The sequence below is a fragment of the Alkalihalophilus pseudofirmus genome (genome assembly GCF_029094545.1).
Lineage (GTDB): Bacteria > Bacillota > Bacilli > Bacillales > Bacillaceae_D > Alkalihalophilus > Alkalihalophilus pseudofirmus.
In genome coordinates, this window is record NZ_CP117835.1 from 172,150 (window position 1) to 189,759 (window position 17,610).

Sequence of the window (17,610 nt, forward strand, 5' to 3'; positions counted from 1 at the left end):
CTTATATCTATAGATCAAACCAGCCTGTTGAGGTTGGTTTTTTATTTGTAGAAAAGTATATTTTCACTCTTAATCTTAATATAGTCAACTCAATACAGTAGTTTCTAAAGTCTATAAATTAAAGATAAGCTCCCATTCAGGATTTTGCTCCTGAGAGAGCTTTTTTTAGTGAAATGGGGTTGCTAGCAGGTAGAAGTAGTTGTTGACCAATAAGAGGGCCTCTCTATCGCGTTGAACGGCTTTTTAGCTCTTCATGAGTTAAACCTGTAACAGTTCGCACAAGCTGCAAGTCAATTCCATAATCAATCATTCTTTCAGCCACTTCTAGCCTTGTTTCATTTCTAGCTTGATTTTTAACATATTGAAACTTTTTAATTAAATCCGCCTGCAGTATTTCTTGATCTAGATTCATTAAGATCACTCCATTACGTATGCTATTTATTATAGTATAGCGAATATGCGTTCGTATAATCAATGGTTTTTACAGTAGAATAAAAAAAAGAAAAAAATCTATAAAAAAATGTACAAAAGGGGTTGTCATCGAAAAGAATATTGGATATAATACTTTTTGTCAGCAAGAAACGACACATTCTGAAACAATGGCCCGTTGGTCAAGCGGTTAAGACACCGCCCTTTCACGGCGGTAACACGGGTTCGAATCCCGTACGGGTCACCATTAATTTTATATCATACATAAATGACTTACTTTTAAGACAAGCTATGGAGGATTAGCTCAGCTGGGAGAGCACCTGCCTTACAAGCAGGGGGTCGGCGGTTCGAGCCCGTCATCCTCCACCATATGCCGGTCTAGCTCAATTGGTAGAGCAACTGACTTGTAATCAGTAGGTTGGGGGTTCAAGTCCTCTGGCCGGCACTCTTATTAGTTAAGTGGAGGGGTAGCGAAGTGGCTAAACGCGGCGGACTGTAAATCCGCTCCCTCCGGGTTCGGCGGTTCGAATCCGTCCCCCTCCACCATTTATGTTGGGCTATCGCCAAGCGGTAAGGCAACGGATTTTGATTCCGTCATGCGTAGGTTCGAATCCTGCTAGCCCAGCCATTTTTAGAGCCATTAGCTCAGTTGGTAGAGCATCTGACTTTTAATCAGAGGGTCGAAGGTTCGAGTCCTTCATGGCTCATTTTTATATCGTTCATCTTCCTAAGGTGAACTGATGCGGAAGTAGTTCAGTGGTAGAACACCACCTTGCCAAGGTGGGGGTCGCGAGTTCGAATCTCGTCTTCCGCTCCATACATAAGGGGCCTTAGCTCAGCTGGGAGAGCGCCTGCCTTGCACGCAGGAGGTCAGCGGTTCGATCCCGCTAGGCTCCACCAAACTTACATATTTCAACCCTTAGCCTGCCAGCTAAGGGTTTTTTATTGTTTTATTCTTCTTTTAATAACAAATCATATTCGTTCAGTAATTCATCTAAATGTTGACTTTGCCAAACAATCAATTCTGAATGCAAGGGCATTGTCTGTGCAAGTTCATTCAATTTATGTCTAGCTGCTTCAATTTGATAAAGAAGATCGTTGTGTGAGCATGTCATCATAAGCATATTTTACACCCTCCTAACGGAAATAACTGGTTATTATTTGAATACCCATTATTATCAAATTAAAACATCATTAGGAAGTTGGTTATATTTTTTTATGATAAAATAATAGAAGCAAAGAAAAAAATGAAATAATACCTAATGAATGAAACCTAATAATAAATCCAAACGTAAATCACTATAGATTGAATATAAGCAGGGGATAAATAATGGAAGCGATTGTGAAACGAATCATCCTAGAAATAAAACAAGGTGATGAGCAAGCATTTGCAGAGTTGGTAGAGTTATATAAAGACAAAGTATATCAAGTAGCATATCGTATGGTTGGTAACGCTCATGAAGCACAAGATGTCGCTCAAGAGGCTTTTCTCCGTGCTTATACTAATCTCGATCGTTTCGATACGAATCGTAAGTTCTCAACATGGATTTTCCGCATTGCAACAAATGTGGCGATTGACCGTTTGAGAAAAAAGAAGCCTGATTTCTATTTGCAAGATCAAGTTCAAGGGTCTCGGGATCTAACCTATGAAAGTCAATTAGCAGCAAGTGATGATCTTCCTGAAGAACAAATTGTCACCGCTGAAATGCAGGAGTGGGTTCAAGGTGAAATTAATAGGCTGCCTGTTAAATATCGAACAGCTATCATATTGAAATATTTAGAAGACCTTTCATTAAAGGAAATTAGTGAGATTATGGATCTGCCTGTATCTACTGTGAAGACTCGTATTCACCGTGGCAGAGAAGCGCTAAGAAAGCGAATGCGTCATTTGTAGAAAGGAGGACTTAATGATGAAATGTGAACAAAGCTATGAGCAATTAATTCATAAATACTTAGACGGTGAAGCCACTTCAACAGAGAGACAAACGTTAGAAAAACACCTTAATGAATGTCCTCATTGCATGCTGCATGTTCGTGAATTAAAGAAGGCTATTGCCTTTGTCCAAAGTGCCTCCCATATTGAAGCACCTAAAGATTTTACAGCAAAAGTGATGGCTGACCTGCCTCAAAAGAAAACCACATCAAAAACCAAATCTACTTGGAAGCGGTGGATGAAGAACCACCCTATTCTTGTAGCGGCTGCTGTATTTATTTTACTCATGTCAACAAGTATCTCTACTTTATGGCAAGGGAACAATAATGATCAAATTAGCTTTACAGGCTCAGGGAATGTTCAGATTGATCATGAAAGTGGACGTGTCATTGTTCCCGAGGGAGAAGTGATTGATGGCGATCTTGTCATTCGAAATGGAGAGTTAGTGGTGGAAGGTGAGGTGCGGGGCAATATCTTATTAGTGAACAGCCAACCGTATTTAGCTTCTGCCGGTAGTGTTTCAGGAGAAATTGATGAAGTAGACCAAGTGCTTGATTGGGTATGGTATCACACGAAAACTTTCTTCAATGAAGTTCTCTCAATTATTCAACGAGACGAGCAATAGTAAGGCCTGATAACTGAGCTCCGATAAGGGGCTTTTTTTAATGACCTTTATTAATAATCTTTTCTAATTGAGCGAGAAACGGGTCTAAAAAGAAATAATGAATGTATGGTATAATGATACAGTTGAGTGAAATGGCTTCATGAAATGACTTCAATGAGTTATTGCTTATATTGAAGACAATTCGTTTTGAATGAATAAAAGTTGTGTAAAATGACTAATACCTACAAAATTATGTATAGATTACGGGTAAACAATGAAAGTAGTAGTTGAATGCTAATGGTTTGGAGGAAAGTGCCATGTTCCCATTCGAGGATTATACGTGGCTCAATTATATTGGGCAGGTTGTAGATATTTTACTTGTCACATACGTTGTGTACAAGCTCATTATGATCATACGCGGCACACGAGCAGTACAGCTTGTTAAAGGGATAACCGTTATCCTCGTTGTATGGTTTATAAGTAGATTTTTTGGCCTTAGAACGCTTGAATTCCTCATGTCTCAAACCTTAACTTATGGTTTGTTAGCGATTATTATCATCTTCCAGCCGGAATTGAGACGTGCGCTTGAACAACTGGGCCGAGGACGCTTTTTCTCAAGCAGAACACCACCAGAAGATGATTCTACGAAAAAATCAATTGAAGGCATCGTAAAGGCTTCTGTTTATATGGGGAAACGTCGCATTGGAGCGTTAATGTCTGTTGAACGAGAGACGGGGATGTCTGATTATGTGGAAACAGGTATTGCAATGGACGCTCACTTAACATCAGAGCTATTAATCAACACTTTTATCCCGAATACTCCTCTGCATGACGGAGCCGTTATTATTAAAGGAGATAAGATATTGGCTGCAGGTTGTTATCTTCCTTTATCTGAGAATCCATTTATCTCAAAAGAACTCGGGACGCGTCACAGAGCAGCGCTTGGAGTCAGTGAGGTTACAGATTGTTTAACGATCATTGTCTCAGAAGAAACGGGTGCGATTTCATTAACTAAAAATAGTGAATTGCACAGGGATCTAGATGAAGAACAATTAAGGTTATTGCTAGAAAATAATTTGTTAACAGAAAGCAAGCAGCAAACATCTTCTCGCTGGAAGTGGGGAGGGAAGAAGAATGGATAAACTATTTAACAGTCATTGGTTTGTAAAAATTATTTCCTTCTTTATTGCTTTGATGTTATTTGCGATGGTGAATATGGATGATTTGACCAGCCAGCCTGGCATATTGCCATCCTTAAGTGATAGAACTTCAACGCTTGAAGAAGTGGAAGTTTCTGTTTTATATGATGAAGAGAATTTTGCAATTGTCGATCAAACCGAGCATGTTCAGGTGAAATTAAGCGGCTCTCAAAGTGCAATCGCATTTTTTCAGCTGATGAGACCGACATATGAGGTTTTTGTAGATGTTACAGAGAGACAAGAAGGAGTACATACACTAAGCATTCAACATAGAGGGTTTCCGGGTGATTTATCCGTTTCTATTGTGCCTCAATTTGCTAGAGTGGAACTCCAAGAAAAGCAAACCGTGTCTATCCCGGTTGATGTAGAGCTTGTCAATACTGATGGGGTAAAGGAAGGCTATTCAGTAGGCACGCCGATGGTTTCTCCTGTTAATGTCACAGTGACAGCAGCGAGGGAAGTAGCTGCTGAAGTAGCAGATGCTAAAGCTTATGTAGATGTGACAGACGCAGATAAAATGCTTGAGGAAGCCGTACCGGTTAAACTGTATGACAGCAGCGGAAATGAGCTTCACTTAGATGTAGAACCAGGTATTGTTGATGTAAGGGTGCCTGTCACAAGCCCTAATAAAAGTGTGCCGATTAAAGTCTCACGCGAAGGCGAGCTTGAAGAAGGCTTAAGTATCGAGTCAGTAAACGTTGAACCAAAAGAAGCGGTTATCTACGGTCCCTTTGATGTGATCGAGTCGATAAATGTGTTAGAAGGATTAACGATTGACCTTGATGAAATAACAGAAAGCGAAACTTTCACAATGGAGCTTCCTGTACCAGCAGGAGTGCAGACGATTGATCCTGAAGTGGTGGAAGTGACTGTGAATGTAGCAGAAGAAGAATCTAGACAATGGTCAGATGTATCGATTGAAATGATTGGTGCGAGCGACGAAACAGATGTCCGTTTCAATGAAGGAGAGGATGATACCCTTTCTATTATTGCTCACGGAGCAGAAACGAATCTCGACCAATTTTCTGTAGATGATATTCAAGTCTATATTGATGTTAGCGGCTTAAGTGAAGGGGAGCATTCCGTTCCTATTCAAATTAACGGCCCTCAAAATATTCGGTTTAGTGTGAGTAAAACAAATGTAGAGGTAATCGTCTCAGACCAATCAGAATCTGAGTGATGATAGCTGAAGGAGAGAGTTAAAACATGGGTAAATATTTTGGTACAGATGGTGTAAGAGGAGTTGCAAATAAGGATTTAACACCTGAGCTTGCATTTAAGTTAGGGAGAATGGGTGGTTATGTCTTAACTAAGCAAACAGATAAACCGCGTGTGGTCATTGGACGTGATACGCGGATTTCAGGTGAAATGCTTGAGAGCGCATTAGTTGCCGGGCTCTTGTCTATTGGTGCAGAAGTTATGCGTTTAGGTGTTATTTCAACTCCTGGGGTTGCTTATTTGACAAAGGCGTTAAGCGCTGATGCTGGTGTAATGATTTCAGCTTCCCACAATCCAGTGCCTGATAACGGCATCAAATTCTTTGGTCCTGATGGCTTTAAATTGTTAGATGAGCAAGAAAAAGAAATTGAAGACCTTATTGACCAGACAGAAGATGCCCTGCCGCGTCCTGTTGGGGACGCTGTCGGGCAAGTAAATGATTATTTTGAAGGCGGACAGAAATACATTCAGTTCTTAAAGCAAACGGTTCAAGACGATTTTTCTGGCATCCATATTGCGCTTGATTGTGCTAACGGGGCAGCATCATCCCTTGCACCGCATTTATTCGCAGATCTTGAAGCGGATATTTCAACAATGGGTACCTCGCCAAACGGTATAAACATTAATGAAGACTGTGGTTCCACTCACCCAGAACACCTTGCAGAGCTTGTAGTAGAAAAGGGAGCACAAGTAGGACTGGCATTTGATGGAGATGCTGATCGTCTGATTGCAATTGATGAAAACGGGCAGATCGTTGATGGGGATCACATTATGTTCATCTGTGCGAAGTTCATGAAGGAGCAAGGCTGGCTTAATCACGGAACCGTCGTATCAACAGTAATGAGTAACCTTGGCTTCTACAAAGGCTTAGAAGAGGCTGGTATTGATACGAAGCAAACTGGTGTTGGTGATCGCTATGTGATGGAGGAAATGAGAAAGGGAGGCTACAACTTAGGTGGTGAGCAATCCGGACATATTATTTTCCTAGATCATATTACAACAGGTGATGGGATGTTATCAGCGCTTCAGCTGGTTAATATCATGAAAGTAACGGGCAAGAAGCTGTCTGAGCTGGCAAGTGAGATGGAAACATTCCCTCAAACGCTTGTAAATGTTCGTGTGACGGATAAGCATGCCGTAACGGATAATGAGAAGGTTCGTGCATCTATTGAAGCAGTAGAGGCAGATATGGCAGGAGAAGGACGTGTTCTTGTACGACCATCAGGAACGGAGCCGCTTGTTCGCGTGATGGTAGAGGCTAAAACAGAAGAAAAATGTGAACAATATGTAACAGAAATTGCTAAGGTCGTTGAAGCAGAAATGGGCTTGGCTGAGTAAAGATTATGCATGAGAGGTGAACCAAATCCACTTCTCATGCATATTTTTTTAGTATTGCAAGGTTCTCTCACTCTTTCATCTAATCTTCTAAAAATCTTCTAAAATAAGGTGTAAAAATCTTACCAATGATTGACGTTCATACATCAATCTTGTATGATAATGTTTGTATTTATAACGAGGAGGGTAGAGGTATTTTGGTAGAAATAAAAAGCGCCTGAACTACACATGGACGGAAATCTGTGTAGTTGACGAGGAGAGGGTTTATCGATTGTTCGGCGGATGCCCTCCGGTTGTAGCATGACAGCCGTTAAGTTTCTGTAAAAAACAAAGGGGTGACTCTTTGCACAAAATCAGAAACAGCATGCCACAATAATTAAAATGAAAAGAGTGGGGGCAAGTATGCCCTCTAGGTTTCTTGCCCCTGACTTCAGGAGGTAATTTATTATGTGTGGTATTGTTGGATATATTGGTACAGAAGATGCAAAAGAAATTCTATTACGTGGACTTGAAAAGCTTGAATACCGAGGCTATGACTCAGCTGGTATTGCTGTCGCAAATGGTAATGGAGTTCATGTATTTAAAGAAAAAGGGCGTATTGCTTCATTACGTGATGTAGTTGATACAACTGTAGACGGAACGGTAGGAATTGGTCATACACGTTGGGCAACGCATGGTGTACCGAGCAAGGTTAACGCTCACCCGCATCAAAGTACAACAGAACGCTATACGCTTGTTCACAACGGTGTTATTGAGAATTATGAACAGCTTAAGCGTGAGCATCTAACAAATGTAGAACTTAAAAGTGATACGGATACAGAAATCATTGTTCAATTAGTAGAGAAGTTTACAGCTGAAGGAAAATCAATTGAAGATGCTTTCCGTCAGACGCTGTCTTTATTAAAAGGTTCGTATGCGATTGCTCTTCTTGATAACGAAGATACTGACACTGTATATGTAGGGAAGAATAAGAGCCCGTTACTAATTGGAGTTGGCGATGACGTAAACGTTATTGCATCTGATGCGATGGCTATGCTTCAAGTAACGAATCAGTTTGTTGAAATCATGGATGAGGAAATTGTTATTGTGACACGTGAGAGTATTACAATCAAAACTCTTGATGGCACAGTCATGACACGTGAGCCTTACACAGCAGAGCTTGATGCAAGTGACATTGAAAAAGGAACATATCCTCACTTCATGTTAAAAGAAATTGATGAGCAGCCATTTGTTATCCGTAACATCATTCAAAAATATCAAAACGAAGACGGCTCTGTACGCCTTGATGACGACATTCGTGCGGCTATGAAGGGTTCAGATCGTATTTACATTATTGCAGCAGGAACGAGCTACCACGCTGGTCTTGTTGGAAAGCAATTAATTGAAAAAATTGCACAACGTCCGGTAGAGGTTCATATTGCAAGTGAATTCTTGTACAACATGCCTTTACTATCAGACAACCCACTCTTTATTTTCATCTCGCAAAGTGGTGAGACAGCTGACCTTCGCGGAGTATTAGTTGACGTGAAGAAACGCGGCCACAAGGCATTAACGATTACAAACGTACCAGGTTCAACGCTTTCTCGTGAAGCTGACTTTACGCTTCACACGTATGCGGGACCTGAAATTGCCGTTGCATCAACAAAAGCTTATACAGCTCAAATGGCTGTGTTAACATTGCTTGCTGTTGATACGGCAAAAGCAAAAGGAATCGAGCTTGATTTTGATCCATTACAAGAGCTTGCGATTGTTGCTAATGCAATGGAGACTCTTACTAACCAAAAAGAGCAGTTCGAACAAATTGCACGTGATTATTTAACAATCACTCGCAACTGCTTCTTTATCGGCCGTGCGGTAGACTTTTATGTAGGATTAGAAGGCTCCCTGAAGCTGAAGGAAATCTCATACATTCAAGCAGAAGGCTTTGCTGGCGGGGAGCTTAAGCATGGTACGATTGCCCTTATTGAAGACGGCACACCGGTTATTGCTCTAGCGACTCAAAAGCACGTAAGCCTAAGCATCCGCGGGAATGTAAAAGAAGTAGCAGCACGTGGTGCGAATGCATGCATTATCAGTATGGAAGGTATGGAAGAAGAAGGCGATGCATTTGTACTTCCAGCGGTGCACGAGTATCTAACGCCGCTTGCAGCCGTTATTCCGATGCAGCTGATTTCTTACTATGCAGCCCTTCACCGTGATTGTGATGTAGATAAACCTCGTAACCTTGCGAAAAGTGTTACTGTAGAGTAGTAGAAGAATAAATAATCAGATCACCCCTTTGGTTTTAATCCAAAGGGGTTTTTTATTGTAGGAAAAGAGACTGCAAAAAAAACACCTTACATGGCTTCTGGCCTGAACGTTCAGGCCAGAAAGCCTATAAAGTGTTTTATTTAATAATATTTTATTTCTTCACATCAAATCGATCTGCATCCATTACTTTCACCCATGCCGTGATAAAGTCACGAACAAATTTTTCTTGGCTGTCATCTTGTGCGTATACTTCAGCTAGGGCACGCAGGATTGAGTGAGAACCAAATACGAGGTCTACTCTTGTAGCAGTACGTTTGAGTTCACCTGATTTGCGGTCATATCCTTCATACACACCGCCATCTACTGGCTTCCACTCAAGTCCCATATCAAGCAGGTTAACGAAGAAGTCGTTTGTTAACGTACCGACACGATCTGTAAATACTCCGTGCTGTGTATCGCCGTGGTTCGCGCCTAATACACGCATCCCGCCAATTAAAACAGTCATCTCAGCAGCTGTTAAATCAAGCAGCTGTGCTTTATCAACAAGAAACTCCTCTGGCTTGAGGCTGTATTCTTTCTTCTGGTAGTTCCTGAACCCATCGGATACAGGCTCTAACACTTCAAAGTTCTCCGCATCTGTTTGCTCTTCCGTTGCATCACCACGACCTGGAGTAAACGGAACCTCAACATCAAAGCCGGCATCTTTTGCTGCTTTCTCAACCGCCGCACTACCACCTAGTACAATTAAATCAGCCAGGCTGACTTTTTTATCTAGGCTGCTTTGAATCTCTTCATACACGTTTAATACTTGAGAAAGCTTTTCAGGCTCATTCGCTTCCCAATCTTTTTGCGGAGCAAGTCGGATGCGTGCACCATTTGCACCGCCGCGTTTATCAGAATTACGGAAGGTTGAAGCTGAAGCCCAAGCCGTTTTAACAAGCTCGCTTACAGTAAGTTCAGATGCTAAGATCTTTTCTTTAAGCTCTTTAATTTCTGCAGCAGACAACTCGTAGTCAACTTTTGGAATAGGGTCCTGCCAAATGAACTCTTCTTCTGGTACTTCTGGACCTAGATATCTGTCACGAGGCCCCATATCACGATGAAGCAGCTTAAACCAAGCACGAGCAAATGCATCAGCAAACTCGTCTGGATTGTTGTGGAAGCGGCGAGAGATTTTCTCGTATTCTGGGTCCATACGCATTGCCATGTCTGCTGTCGTCATCATCGTTGGAACCTTTTTAGATGGATCATCAACTTCAGGTGCTAGATGATCTTCATCTGGATTAATCGGCGCCCATTGATAAGCTCCGGCAGGGCTCTTAGTCAGCTCCCACTCATAGCCAAACAGCATATCAAAATAACTCATATCCCATTTTGTCGGAGTAGGGGTCCAGGCACCTTCAATTCCACTTGTAATCGTGAAAGGGCCATGGCCGACTTCATGTGTGCTCTTCCAGCCGAAGCCTTGATGTTCAATTAAAGCTCCCTCTGGTTCTTCTGTTACATGAGAAGGGTCACCTGCTCCGTGTGCTTTACCGAATGTGTGTCCGCCAGCTGTAAGTGCGACCGTTTCTTCATCATTCATTCCCATGCGTTTAAACGTATCACGAATATCGCGCGCACTACCAAGCGGGTCAGGCTTTCCGTTTGGTCCTTCTGGATTTACATAAATTAAGCCCATTTGAACCGCAGCAAGCGGATTTTCTAAATCACGTTCCCCGGAATAGCGGTTATCCCCGAGCCATTCATTTTCAGGTCCCCAGTTCACGTCTTCTTCTGGATGCCAAATATCTTCACGGCCTCCGCCAAAACCGATCGTTTTTCCACCCATTGATTCAATCGCTACATTACCTGTGAAAACGAGCAGGTCTGCCCAAGATAGTTTATTTCCATACTTTTGTTTGATCGGCCAAAGAAGTCTGCGAGCTTTATCCAAATTTCCGTTATCAGGCCAGCTGTTAAGAGGAGCAAAGCGCTGCGAGCCGCTTCCGCCGCCGCCGCGTCCATCCACTGTACGATATGTACCAGCTGCATGCCACGACATACGAATAAAGAACGGACCATAATGACCGTAATCTGCAGGCCACCAATCCTGGCTGTCTGTCATGAGGTTAAGAAGATCTTGTTTCAGAGCATCGTAATCAAGCTTTTTGAATTCCTCTGCATAATTAAAGTCCGCACCAAGCGGGTTTGTCTTTGTATCATGTTGATGAAGCACATTCAAGTCAAGTTGATTTGGCCACCAATCCTTGTTTTTAGTTCCTCTAGATGGTTTGTCGCCGCTTTCGCCTGTAAAAGGGCACTTTCCTGCATTTTCATTGTTTTGCGTGTCCATTCGTATTTCCCCTTTCTGTAGTAAAGAATGTGAAGAAAACGATCTGTCTTAAAAATGCAAAGACAATATCGATTATTACATTATAATTATAATAAATAATAACCTGAATAAAAAGCAATACGCATCGATGTCCGAGAAAACAATCGAAGCGAGTGACTTATACCTAGTTCATTCTAAAGTCAGGTTATGGATTCCTGCATGTTTAACAAAAGTTCAAAAATTCCTGGATACTTATCATATTATTTACAGTTTCTTTATTTAAATTCACCATAAATTCTAGATGCCTCGTACATACTAATGGTGCGAGGAGGGTTATGAATGTACCGATTATACACACATAACGATTTAGATGGGATAGGATGCGGGATTGTAGCAAAGCTTGCTTTTGGTGATCAGGTTAAGGTTTTTTACAATTCTGTTCAGAGCCTAGACAGGCAGATTGAACGTTTCTTTGAAGAGGAAAAAGAGACAGAACAGCTTATTATTAGTGATTTGTCTATAAATGAAGAGAATACAAAGAGGGTGGAGGAGTATGTACAAAAAGGAGGGAATGCCGTACTAATTGATCATCATAAGACGGCTCTTCACTTTAACGAGTATGACTGGGCGAAAGTAGAAGTAGAATATGAGGACGGACGGCTTACCTCGGCAACTTCTCTATTGTATGAGTATTTATGTGAGCAGCAATTATTAGAGCCAAAACCCGCAATTGATCAATTCGTTGATCTTGTCAGGCAATGGGATACGTGGGAATGGGATGAAAATGAGACAGTCGATGCTAAACGTTTAAATGATTTGTTTTTTATGATCTCGATGGATGAATTTGAAGAGAGAATGTTCACCCGTTTAAAAGAAAATAATGCGTTCTCTTTTGATGAATTTGAAGGAAAACTACTAGCGATGGAAGAAACAAAAATTGAGCGTTATATACGCCGGAAGCGACGTGAAATGGTCCAGACATTTGTCGGTAAACATTGTACAGGCATTGTTTATGCAGAGTCGTATCATTCAGAGCTAGGGAATGAACTTGGTAAGGAAAGTCCGCACCTTGATTATATTACGATATTAAATGCAGGAGGCCGGAAGATCAGCTTTAGAACGATTCATGATGATATCGACGTTTCTGAAGTGGCTAAAAAGTTTGACGGCGGGGGTCATGCAAAAGCCTCTGGATGTCAATTAACGAACGAAGCCTTTCAATTGTTTGTGACCAAGCCTTTTGCTCTTGCTCCCTTACGAATAGATGCCAGCCGCAATTATTTGAATCACAAGGAATCACAAAACGGCAGTTTATATGCCGGCCCTGATGACACTCAATACTTTATCTACCCAACAAAAGAGAATCAGTGGGTTGTTGATTCTAAGGATAAAGTGGTAGACAGTTTTAATTCGTTTGAGAAAGCGGAGCGTTTTATTAAACGTAAATATGCTGCTTGGCTTCTGCCTGATGACCAGTTTGTAGAATATCTTGCAAAGCGTGTGATTAAGCATAAACAAAAAGAAAGTCAGAAGCATTAAATTAAATAGAACTAAATATGAACCTCTTGCTCATAAGATGTAGTAATACTTATGAGGCAGGAGGTTTTTTATGTATCAGCATATTGTACTCCCGGGGGAAACGTTATTTTCCATTTCTGAAGATTATCGCACGCCATATCAAGCAATCCTTGCGGCCAATCAGATCCCCAATCCAAATATGATCTATGTCGGCCAGCCGATTGTTATTCCTGGAATTCCTGACCCTGCGTTAATACCGTTTTTCATTGATGTATCCATCTCTAATAGAACCCTCTATTTATATGAAAATGAACAACTTCAGAAGGTGTACCCTATTGCAGTAGGACGCATGCTTTATGATACTCCTGTCGGCGACTTTATTATTGTAAACCGTGAGCCCAACCCAGGCGGACCGTTTGGAACCCTTTGGCTGTCCTTATCTAAGAAAAGTTACGGCATCCATGGGACCAATGATCCATCCTCAATCGGCCATGCCGTCTCTAAAGGGTGTATTCGAATGTTTAACCAAGATGTGGAAGAGCTTGGGAGTATTGTGCCAAATGGGACTAGAGTAAGGATTCGTCCTTAAAAAAGAAGTTTAACTTAATGAATTATAGGTAATTAGACTTATTAGGAAGGATTGATCATAATTATGTAGAACTATGTCAAATTTTATTTATAATGAAGAAAGAAAGTATCCTATATTTAAAAGGAAAATGATGCGATATGAAGATGATAGGCAAGAAAACAGCGCTTATTTTTACAGTAATCACTATTTTGATCACTCTAACCCTGCTAAGCTATACGTGGCTGGCCACAGTAGTACTTTTGTCCATCCCTGTAGTGTGGTGGCTTGGAGGAATTATAGACGATGCCTCTATCAAAATGGAACAATTGAAAATAAAAGCAGAGACTCTCGAAGCAGCAAACGAAAAGCTTCAAGAGAAAAAAGAAGAATATGAATCGTTGCTGGATTTGTTAGAGGGAGCTATTTTTCAATTTTCTCTTTCTTCTAATGAAATGTATGTATCAGAAGGTATGAAAAACTTGTATGGTACTGATTATACTCACGAGCGATTAAAAGATTGGAAGGCTTCTATTCTGCCAGATTATCAATTGAAAGTAGAAGAGCATGAACAGCGCTTACTAGCTGGAGAATCCTCAAAGGTTGAGTTCGAGATTGTCCATCCTGAACAAGGGCGTAAATGGATCATGCAGATTGCGACACCGATTGCAGATGATGAGGGTGAAGTGACCAAAATCATCGGGCAGATGATCGATATTACAAGCCGGAAAACTCTTGAAAATGAGCTGAAGCAAATGGCTTTTTATGATGAATTAACAGATCTGCCGAATCGGAAGTCATTGTATCGTCATATTGAAAAAGCCCTAGCTAGATCGAAGAGACATCAACATACATTCTCTTTAATGTTTATTGATTTAGATGATTTTAAAATCGTTAATGACACAATGGGTCATGATGCAGGAGATATGTTATTAAAAGAAGTTGTAAGCAGGTTAAATGAAAGTATACGAGAAGAGGATTTAATTTCTCGTATTGGCGGGGATGAATTTATCGTTCTTTTTGAAGAGACATGTAAAGAAGAAATTGAGTCGATTGCAGAAAGAATATTAGAACGGGTTGCTATGCCATATGAAATTAATGAGAAGGAAGCGAATATCTCACTTAGTATTGGGGTCAGTATGTATCCTGACGATGGAGAGGATAAAGATACATTAATTGAACATGCCGATCAAGCGATGTACTTTGCCAAATTTAACGGTAAAAATTCATATAAACTCTACACACCGGATTTATCAGATATGGAATACAAAAAAGTTAGCCTCTTAGATAAATTTAAACATACGTTCCAAAAAGCGAAACTGTTCAGCTGAGCAGTTTCGCTTTTTATTTTTCGTTTATCATCGGTTTATGGTGGCTTTCTATGTTAGCCGTTTGTAGAAAAAGAGCGGTTCTTGTACACTACTACTATAAATGAAGGAGAGTCAGGTGTTAGATGATGAAGTCAGTTATTGTAGTAGGAGCAGGTATTCTTGGTGCATCTGCCGCGTACCACCTAGCGAAGTCGGGTGCAAAAGTGACGATTATAGACCGCAGGGACAAAGGACAAGCAACAGAAGCAGCAGCGGGAATTGTGTGTCCGTGGCTTACACAGCGGAGAAATAAAGCGTGGTATCAGCTCGCCAAAAATGGCGCGAAATACTATCCATCATTAATAGAGGAATTAGAACAACTAGGAGAAACACAGACAGGCTATAAGAAAGTGGGGACAATCAGTTTACATACAGATGAGGGCAAGCTAGACAAAATGGAAGAAAGAGCAAAAAAAAGGCTGGAAGATGCTCCGGAAATCGGGGAAATTACCCGCCTCTCCAAAGAAGAGGTGCAAAGCCTCTTTCCACTGTTGTCAGAGGACTTTAGTGCGGTACATGTAAGCGGAGGAGCTAGGGTGAATGGACGTGCACTTAGGGATTCACTGATTGAGGCAGCCAAAAAGCACGGGGCTGAATTTGTGGAAGCAGAGGCGCAGCTAATCGCAAGAGGCAATCGAGTGATAGGGGTGAGCTGCTGCGGTGAAGAGCGTCTAAGTGATCAAGTCATTGTAACAGCTGGAGCTTGGGCAAAAGAGCTATTTAAGCCTCTCGGAGTTACTTTAAAAATTGAACCTCAAAAAGCTCAAATTGTTCATTTGGACGTCCAAAACGAGGATACAGAATCTTGGCCTGTTGTGATGCCGCCTAATAATCAATATTTACTGGCTTTTGAAGACGGAAGGATCGTGGCTGGGGCCACTCATGAAGATGAGATGGGCTATGATATGCGGCCGACAGTTGGCGGGCTTCATGATATTTTTGATAAAGCACTGCACATTGCCCCTCATTTAAATGATAGTACGTTTTTAGAGGTGAAGGTAGGCTTTAGACCGGTTGCTCCAAATTTCCTTCCTATCATTGGCCCGCTTCCAAGTTGGGAAGGCATTCTACTTGCCAATGGATTAGGAGCTTCTGGATTAACGGTCGGACCTTATTTGGGCGGTGAACTAGCGAAGCTTTCACTTGAGATTCCAACAGAGATTGATCTTGAATTATATGATGTAGAAGGTGCGATTGAATAAAATAAGTAAAAGATAAAAAGAACTCTTCCTTTTCTTAAAGGAGAGTTCTTTCTTCATCATCGTTAGATTCAGGTGTACTAGATAACGCTTTTGCGAGTGAGGAGGCTGTTGTTAAACGATTAAAACGAAGGCCAAGCTTTATCGACATTTGCGCAATTTCAGGTCTGATTCCAGAAAGAATCGTTTCCACACCAGTTAAGCGCAGCGATTCGATTAAGTGATACAGCTGTTCTGCCACGAGCTCGTCTATTGTCAGCACTCCAGAGAGGTCGATAAATAATGTAGAAATTTCTTTTGCAGCACATTGGTTTAAGGTCTTTTCTAAAATAACTTTCCCGCGCGCAGAATCAATCTTCCCGACTAATGGAAGAAGGGCAGTTTGATTTTGAAGAGGAATTAAAGGTGAACTTAATTCATTAATAATCTCTTCCTGTGCAAGAAAGCGCTTGGTTGTATTTTGATGATAAGCCTCGATAAAGATCGTGACGGAGATATTAACAAATTTAATGACGATCTCAGTCCAGCTGAAGATATCATCAAAGTCTACTTTATCTTTATTTAAATACGCATATTTTTTAATATAGGATAGGAGTACTTTCTTTGTAGAAAAGAACTCGCGTATAACATAGTGCAGAGGCGTGTCTAGATGCTTAACATCTTTGGCAAGTTCTTCTGACCAGGCTTTAAACGCGTTATAAAATTCACATTCATCATGAATAAATAATTGAATGATTTGTTCGACATACTCGTGATTTTTGCTTCGCAATTCGTTAACCACCGCTTGGTTATTTGAAGCATAAATAGAGCCTGGGTCCTGCTCATCGATGGATGCATACCATTCCTCTGATATTTGATGAGAATGTTCTTTAAGGAAATCATATAGTTCTCTATTCTGATGCATATCGAAATTCTCCTTCAAGTTTGTTTATATTAATATAGCATAAATACGTCATTGAAACAGGTGTAGGAAATATTTAACTGTAGTATAATGGGGGTGATCTAAAAAGGAAAGAGGGTACATAACATGATAAAAGCATTTAAATGGAGTCTTTTGGCTATGCTTCTCATGCTGCTGGCTGCTTGTGGACAAGCAGATGAGAGCGAGACAGTTGATAATGAAGAGGAAGAAAGTTCCGATACTGGATATGAGGCAGGACCGGTTGTTACCATGGAAATGGAGGACGGGGGAGAAGTGGTTATTGAACTTTACCCAGAAGTAGCTCCACAAACTGTCGAGAATTTTGTTTCACTTGTAGAAGATGGTTTTTATGATGGACTGACGTTTCACCGAGTCATTCCAGGGTTCATGATCCAAGGCGGAGATCCAGATGGAAATGGAACAGGCGGACCTGGACATTCAATCGAGGGTGAATTTTCTAGTAATGGGTTTGAAAATAACTTAAAACATGAACGGGGTGTCATTTCTATGGCAAGATCACAAGACCCTAATTCTGCAGGTTCTCAGTTCTTTATTATGGTTGCTGATACGCCTTCACTAGATGGTGAATATGCTTCATTTGGTAAGGTAATCGAGGGAATGGACGTTGTAGATGACATTGTATCAGTAGAAACAATGCCTGGTGATATGCCGGTTGAAGGACAAGAGCAAGTTATTAAGCAAATGACAGTTGAAACAAATGAGTAAATCATTTCATTAAGTGAAATAGTGAAGC

General features: G+C 41.0%; 15 protein-coding genes and 8 tRNA genes. 19 read left to right on the forward strand and 4 right to left on the reverse strand.

The window, feature by feature from the left end:
- Positions 1-223: 223 nt before the first annotated feature.
- On the reverse strand, positions 224-412 hold the full coding sequence (locus PQ478_RS00945; protein ID WP_289235551.1) for an Rpn/YhgA-type helix-turn-helix domain-containing protein: 189 nt from the start codon (positions 410-412) through the stop codon (positions 224-226).
- A gap of 189 nt (positions 413-601) precedes the next feature.
- Between PQ478_RS00945 and PQ478_RS00950 the strand changes: the two genes are divergently transcribed.
- The 8 genes from PQ478_RS00950 (at position 602) to PQ478_RS00985 (ending at position 1,329) form a co-directional block, all read left to right on the forward strand.
- Positions 602-676: transfer RNA gene (locus PQ478_RS00950), tRNA-Glu, on the forward strand.
- Between the two features lie 46 nt (positions 677-722).
- Positions 723-798 (forward strand) — tRNA-Val (locus tag PQ478_RS00955).
- A gap of 3 nt (positions 799-801) precedes the next feature.
- Positions 802-874 (forward strand) — tRNA-Thr (locus tag PQ478_RS00960).
- Between the two features lie 16 nt (positions 875-890).
- Positions 891-975: transfer RNA gene (locus PQ478_RS00965), tRNA-Tyr, on the forward strand.
- 7 nt (positions 976-982) lie between these two features.
- A tRNA-Gln gene (locus PQ478_RS00970) sits at positions 983-1,057 on the forward strand.
- A gap of 6 nt (positions 1,058-1,063) precedes the next feature.
- Positions 1,064-1,136 (forward strand) — tRNA-Lys (locus tag PQ478_RS00975).
- 35 nt (positions 1,137-1,171) lie between these two features.
- Positions 1,172-1,246, forward strand: a tRNA-Gly gene (locus tag PQ478_RS00980).
- Between the two features lie 7 nt (positions 1,247-1,253).
- Positions 1,254-1,329: transfer RNA gene (locus PQ478_RS00985), tRNA-Ala, on the forward strand.
- A gap of 50 nt (positions 1,330-1,379) precedes the next feature.
- Here PQ478_RS00985 and PQ478_RS00990 read toward each other — a convergent pair.
- Positions 1,380-1,553, reverse strand: coding sequence for an aspartyl-phosphate phosphatase Spo0E family protein (locus PQ478_RS00990; protein WP_012957183.1), 174 nt, complete (start codon positions 1,551-1,553; stop codon positions 1,380-1,382).
- Between the two features lie 206 nt (positions 1,554-1,759).
- Here PQ478_RS00990 and sigW point away from each other — a divergent pair, with 206 nt between their 5' ends.
- From sigW to glmS, 6 genes are all read left to right on the forward strand, one after another.
- Entirely contained in the window at positions 1,760-2,323 is a 564-nt protein-coding gene (gene sigW, locus PQ478_RS00995; RefSeq protein WP_075683719.1) for an RNA polymerase sigma factor SigW, read from the forward strand.
- Between the two features lie 13 nt (positions 2,324-2,336).
- Positions 2,337-2,987, forward strand: coding sequence for an anti-sigma factor (locus PQ478_RS01000; protein WP_331377429.1), 651 nt, complete (start codon positions 2,337-2,339; stop codon positions 2,985-2,987).
- Positions 2,988-3,283: 296 nt separating this feature from the next.
- The gene (gene cdaA, locus PQ478_RS01005) at positions 3,284-4,108 is read left to right on the forward strand and encodes a diadenylate cyclase CdaA (RefSeq protein ID WP_022628704.1); all 825 of its coding nucleotides are present in this window, start codon (positions 3,284-3,286) and stop codon (positions 4,106-4,108) included.
- Complete coding sequence (locus PQ478_RS01010) at positions 4,101-5,345, forward strand: CdaR family protein (RefSeq protein ID WP_012957187.1); 1,245 nt, start codon at positions 4,101-4,103, stop codon at positions 5,343-5,345. Before cdaA ends, PQ478_RS01010 begins: the two co-directional genes overlap by 8 nt.
- A gap of 26 nt (positions 5,346-5,371) precedes the next feature.
- On the forward strand, positions 5,372-6,721 hold the full coding sequence (gene glmM, locus PQ478_RS01015; protein WP_012957188.1) for a phosphoglucosamine mutase: 1,350 nt from the start codon (positions 5,372-5,374) through the stop codon (positions 6,719-6,721).
- Between the two features lie 444 nt (positions 6,722-7,165).
- The gene (gene glmS / locus PQ478_RS01020; RefSeq protein WP_289235552.1) at positions 7,166-8,968 is read left to right on the forward strand and encodes a glutamine--fructose-6-phosphate transaminase (isomerizing); all 1,803 of its coding nucleotides are present in this window, start codon (positions 7,166-7,168) and stop codon (positions 8,966-8,968) included.
- A 151-nt stretch (positions 8,969-9,119) separates the two neighbouring features.
- Here glmS and katG read toward each other — a convergent pair whose 3' ends face one another.
- Positions 9,120-11,303: a catalase/peroxidase HPI gene (gene katG, locus PQ478_RS01025; protein WP_289235553.1), complete on the reverse strand. Its 2,184-nt coding sequence runs from the start codon at positions 11,301-11,303 to the stop codon at positions 9,120-9,122.
- Between the two features lie 318 nt (positions 11,304-11,621).
- On the opposite strand from katG, the gene PQ478_RS01030 reads away from it, so the two are divergent.
- The 4 genes from PQ478_RS01030 (at position 11,622) to PQ478_RS01045 (ending at position 15,937) form a co-directional block, all read left to right on the forward strand.
- On the forward strand, positions 11,622-12,821 hold the full coding sequence (locus PQ478_RS01030; protein ID WP_289235554.1) for a DHH family phosphoesterase: 1,200 nt from the start codon (positions 11,622-11,624) through the stop codon (positions 12,819-12,821).
- 70 nt (positions 12,822-12,891) lie between these two features.
- On the forward strand, positions 12,892-13,389 hold the full coding sequence (locus PQ478_RS01035) for a L,D-transpeptidase family protein (protein ID WP_075683725.1): 498 nt from the start codon (positions 12,892-12,894) through the stop codon (positions 13,387-13,389).
- 137 nt (positions 13,390-13,526) lie between these two features.
- Entirely contained in the window at positions 13,527-14,696 is a 1,170-nt protein-coding gene (locus PQ478_RS01040) for a sensor domain-containing diguanylate cyclase (RefSeq protein WP_289235555.1), read from the forward strand.
- A gap of 125 nt (positions 14,697-14,821) precedes the next feature.
- Complete coding sequence (locus PQ478_RS01045; RefSeq protein WP_075683770.1) at positions 14,822-15,937, forward strand: NAD(P)/FAD-dependent oxidoreductase; 1,116 nt, start codon at positions 14,822-14,824, stop codon at positions 15,935-15,937.
- Positions 15,938-15,971: 34 nt separating this feature from the next.
- On the opposite strand, the gene PQ478_RS01050 is transcribed toward PQ478_RS01045, so the two are convergent.
- Positions 15,972-16,838, reverse strand: coding sequence for an STAS domain-containing protein (locus tag PQ478_RS01050; RefSeq protein ID WP_289235556.1), 867 nt, complete (start codon positions 16,836-16,838; stop codon positions 15,972-15,974).
- A 123-nt stretch (positions 16,839-16,961) separates the two neighbouring features.
- On the opposite strand from PQ478_RS01050, the gene PQ478_RS01055 reads away from it, so the two are divergent.
- Positions 16,962-17,582 carry a peptidylprolyl isomerase gene (locus PQ478_RS01055; RefSeq protein WP_075683728.1) on the forward strand — a complete coding sequence of 207 codons (621 nt, stop codon included), beginning with the start codon at positions 16,962-16,964 and terminating at the stop codon, positions 17,580-17,582.
- Positions 17,583-17,610 lie beyond the last annotated feature (28 nt).

Excerpts from the sequence above, each read along its gene's own strand:
- glmM (WP_012957188.1), top strand. The coding sequence starts at position 5,372 with ATGGGTAAATATTTTGGTACAGATGGTGTAAGAGGAGTTGCAAATAAG.
- PQ478_RS01035 (WP_075683725.1), top strand. The coding sequence starts at position 12,892 with ATGTATCAGCATATTGTACTCCCGGGGGAAACGTTATTTTCCATTTCT.
- PQ478_RS01050 (WP_289235556.1), bottom strand. The coding sequence starts at position 16,838 with ATGCATCAGAATAGAGAACTATATGATTTCCTTAAAGAACATTCTCAT.
- PQ478_RS01010 (WP_012957187.1), top strand. The coding sequence starts at position 4,101 with ATGGATAAACTATTTAACAGTCATTGGTTTGTAAAAATTATTTCCTTC.
- PQ478_RS01030 (WP_289235554.1), top strand. The coding sequence starts at position 11,622 with ATGTACCGATTATACACACATAACGATTTAGATGGGATAGGATGCGGG.
- sigW (WP_075683719.1), top strand. The coding sequence starts at position 1,760 with ATGGAAGCGATTGTGAAACGAATCATCCTAGAAATAAAACAAGGTGAT.
- PQ478_RS00945 (WP_289235551.1), bottom strand. The coding sequence starts at position 412 with ATGAATCTAGATCAAGAAATACTGCAGGCGGATTTAATTAAAAAGTTT.
- PQ478_RS01045 (WP_075683770.1), top strand. The coding sequence starts at position 14,822 with ATGAAGTCAGTTATTGTAGTAGGAGCAGGTATTCTTGGTGCATCTGCC.
- glmS (WP_289235552.1), top strand. The coding sequence starts at position 7,166 with ATGTGTGGTATTGTTGGATATATTGGTACAGAAGATGCAAAAGAAATT.
- PQ478_RS01040 (WP_289235555.1), top strand. The coding sequence starts at position 13,527 with ATGAAGATGATAGGCAAGAAAACAGCGCTTATTTTTACAGTAATCACT.
- PQ478_RS01055 (WP_075683728.1), top strand. The coding sequence starts at position 16,962 with ATGATAAAAGCATTTAAATGGAGTCTTTTGGCTATGCTTCTCATGCTG.
- PQ478_RS01000 (WP_331377429.1), top strand. The coding sequence starts at position 2,337 with ATGATGAAATGTGAACAAAGCTATGAGCAATTAATTCATAAATACTTA.
- cdaA (WP_022628704.1), top strand. The coding sequence starts at position 3,284 with ATGTTCCCATTCGAGGATTATACGTGGCTCAATTATATTGGGCAGGTT.
- katG (WP_289235553.1), bottom strand. The coding sequence starts at position 11,303 with ATGGACACGCAAAACAATGAAAATGCAGGAAAGTGCCCTTTTACAGGC.
- PQ478_RS00990 (WP_012957183.1), bottom strand. The coding sequence starts at position 1,553 with ATGCTTATGATGACATGCTCACACAACGATCTTCTTTATCAAATTGAA.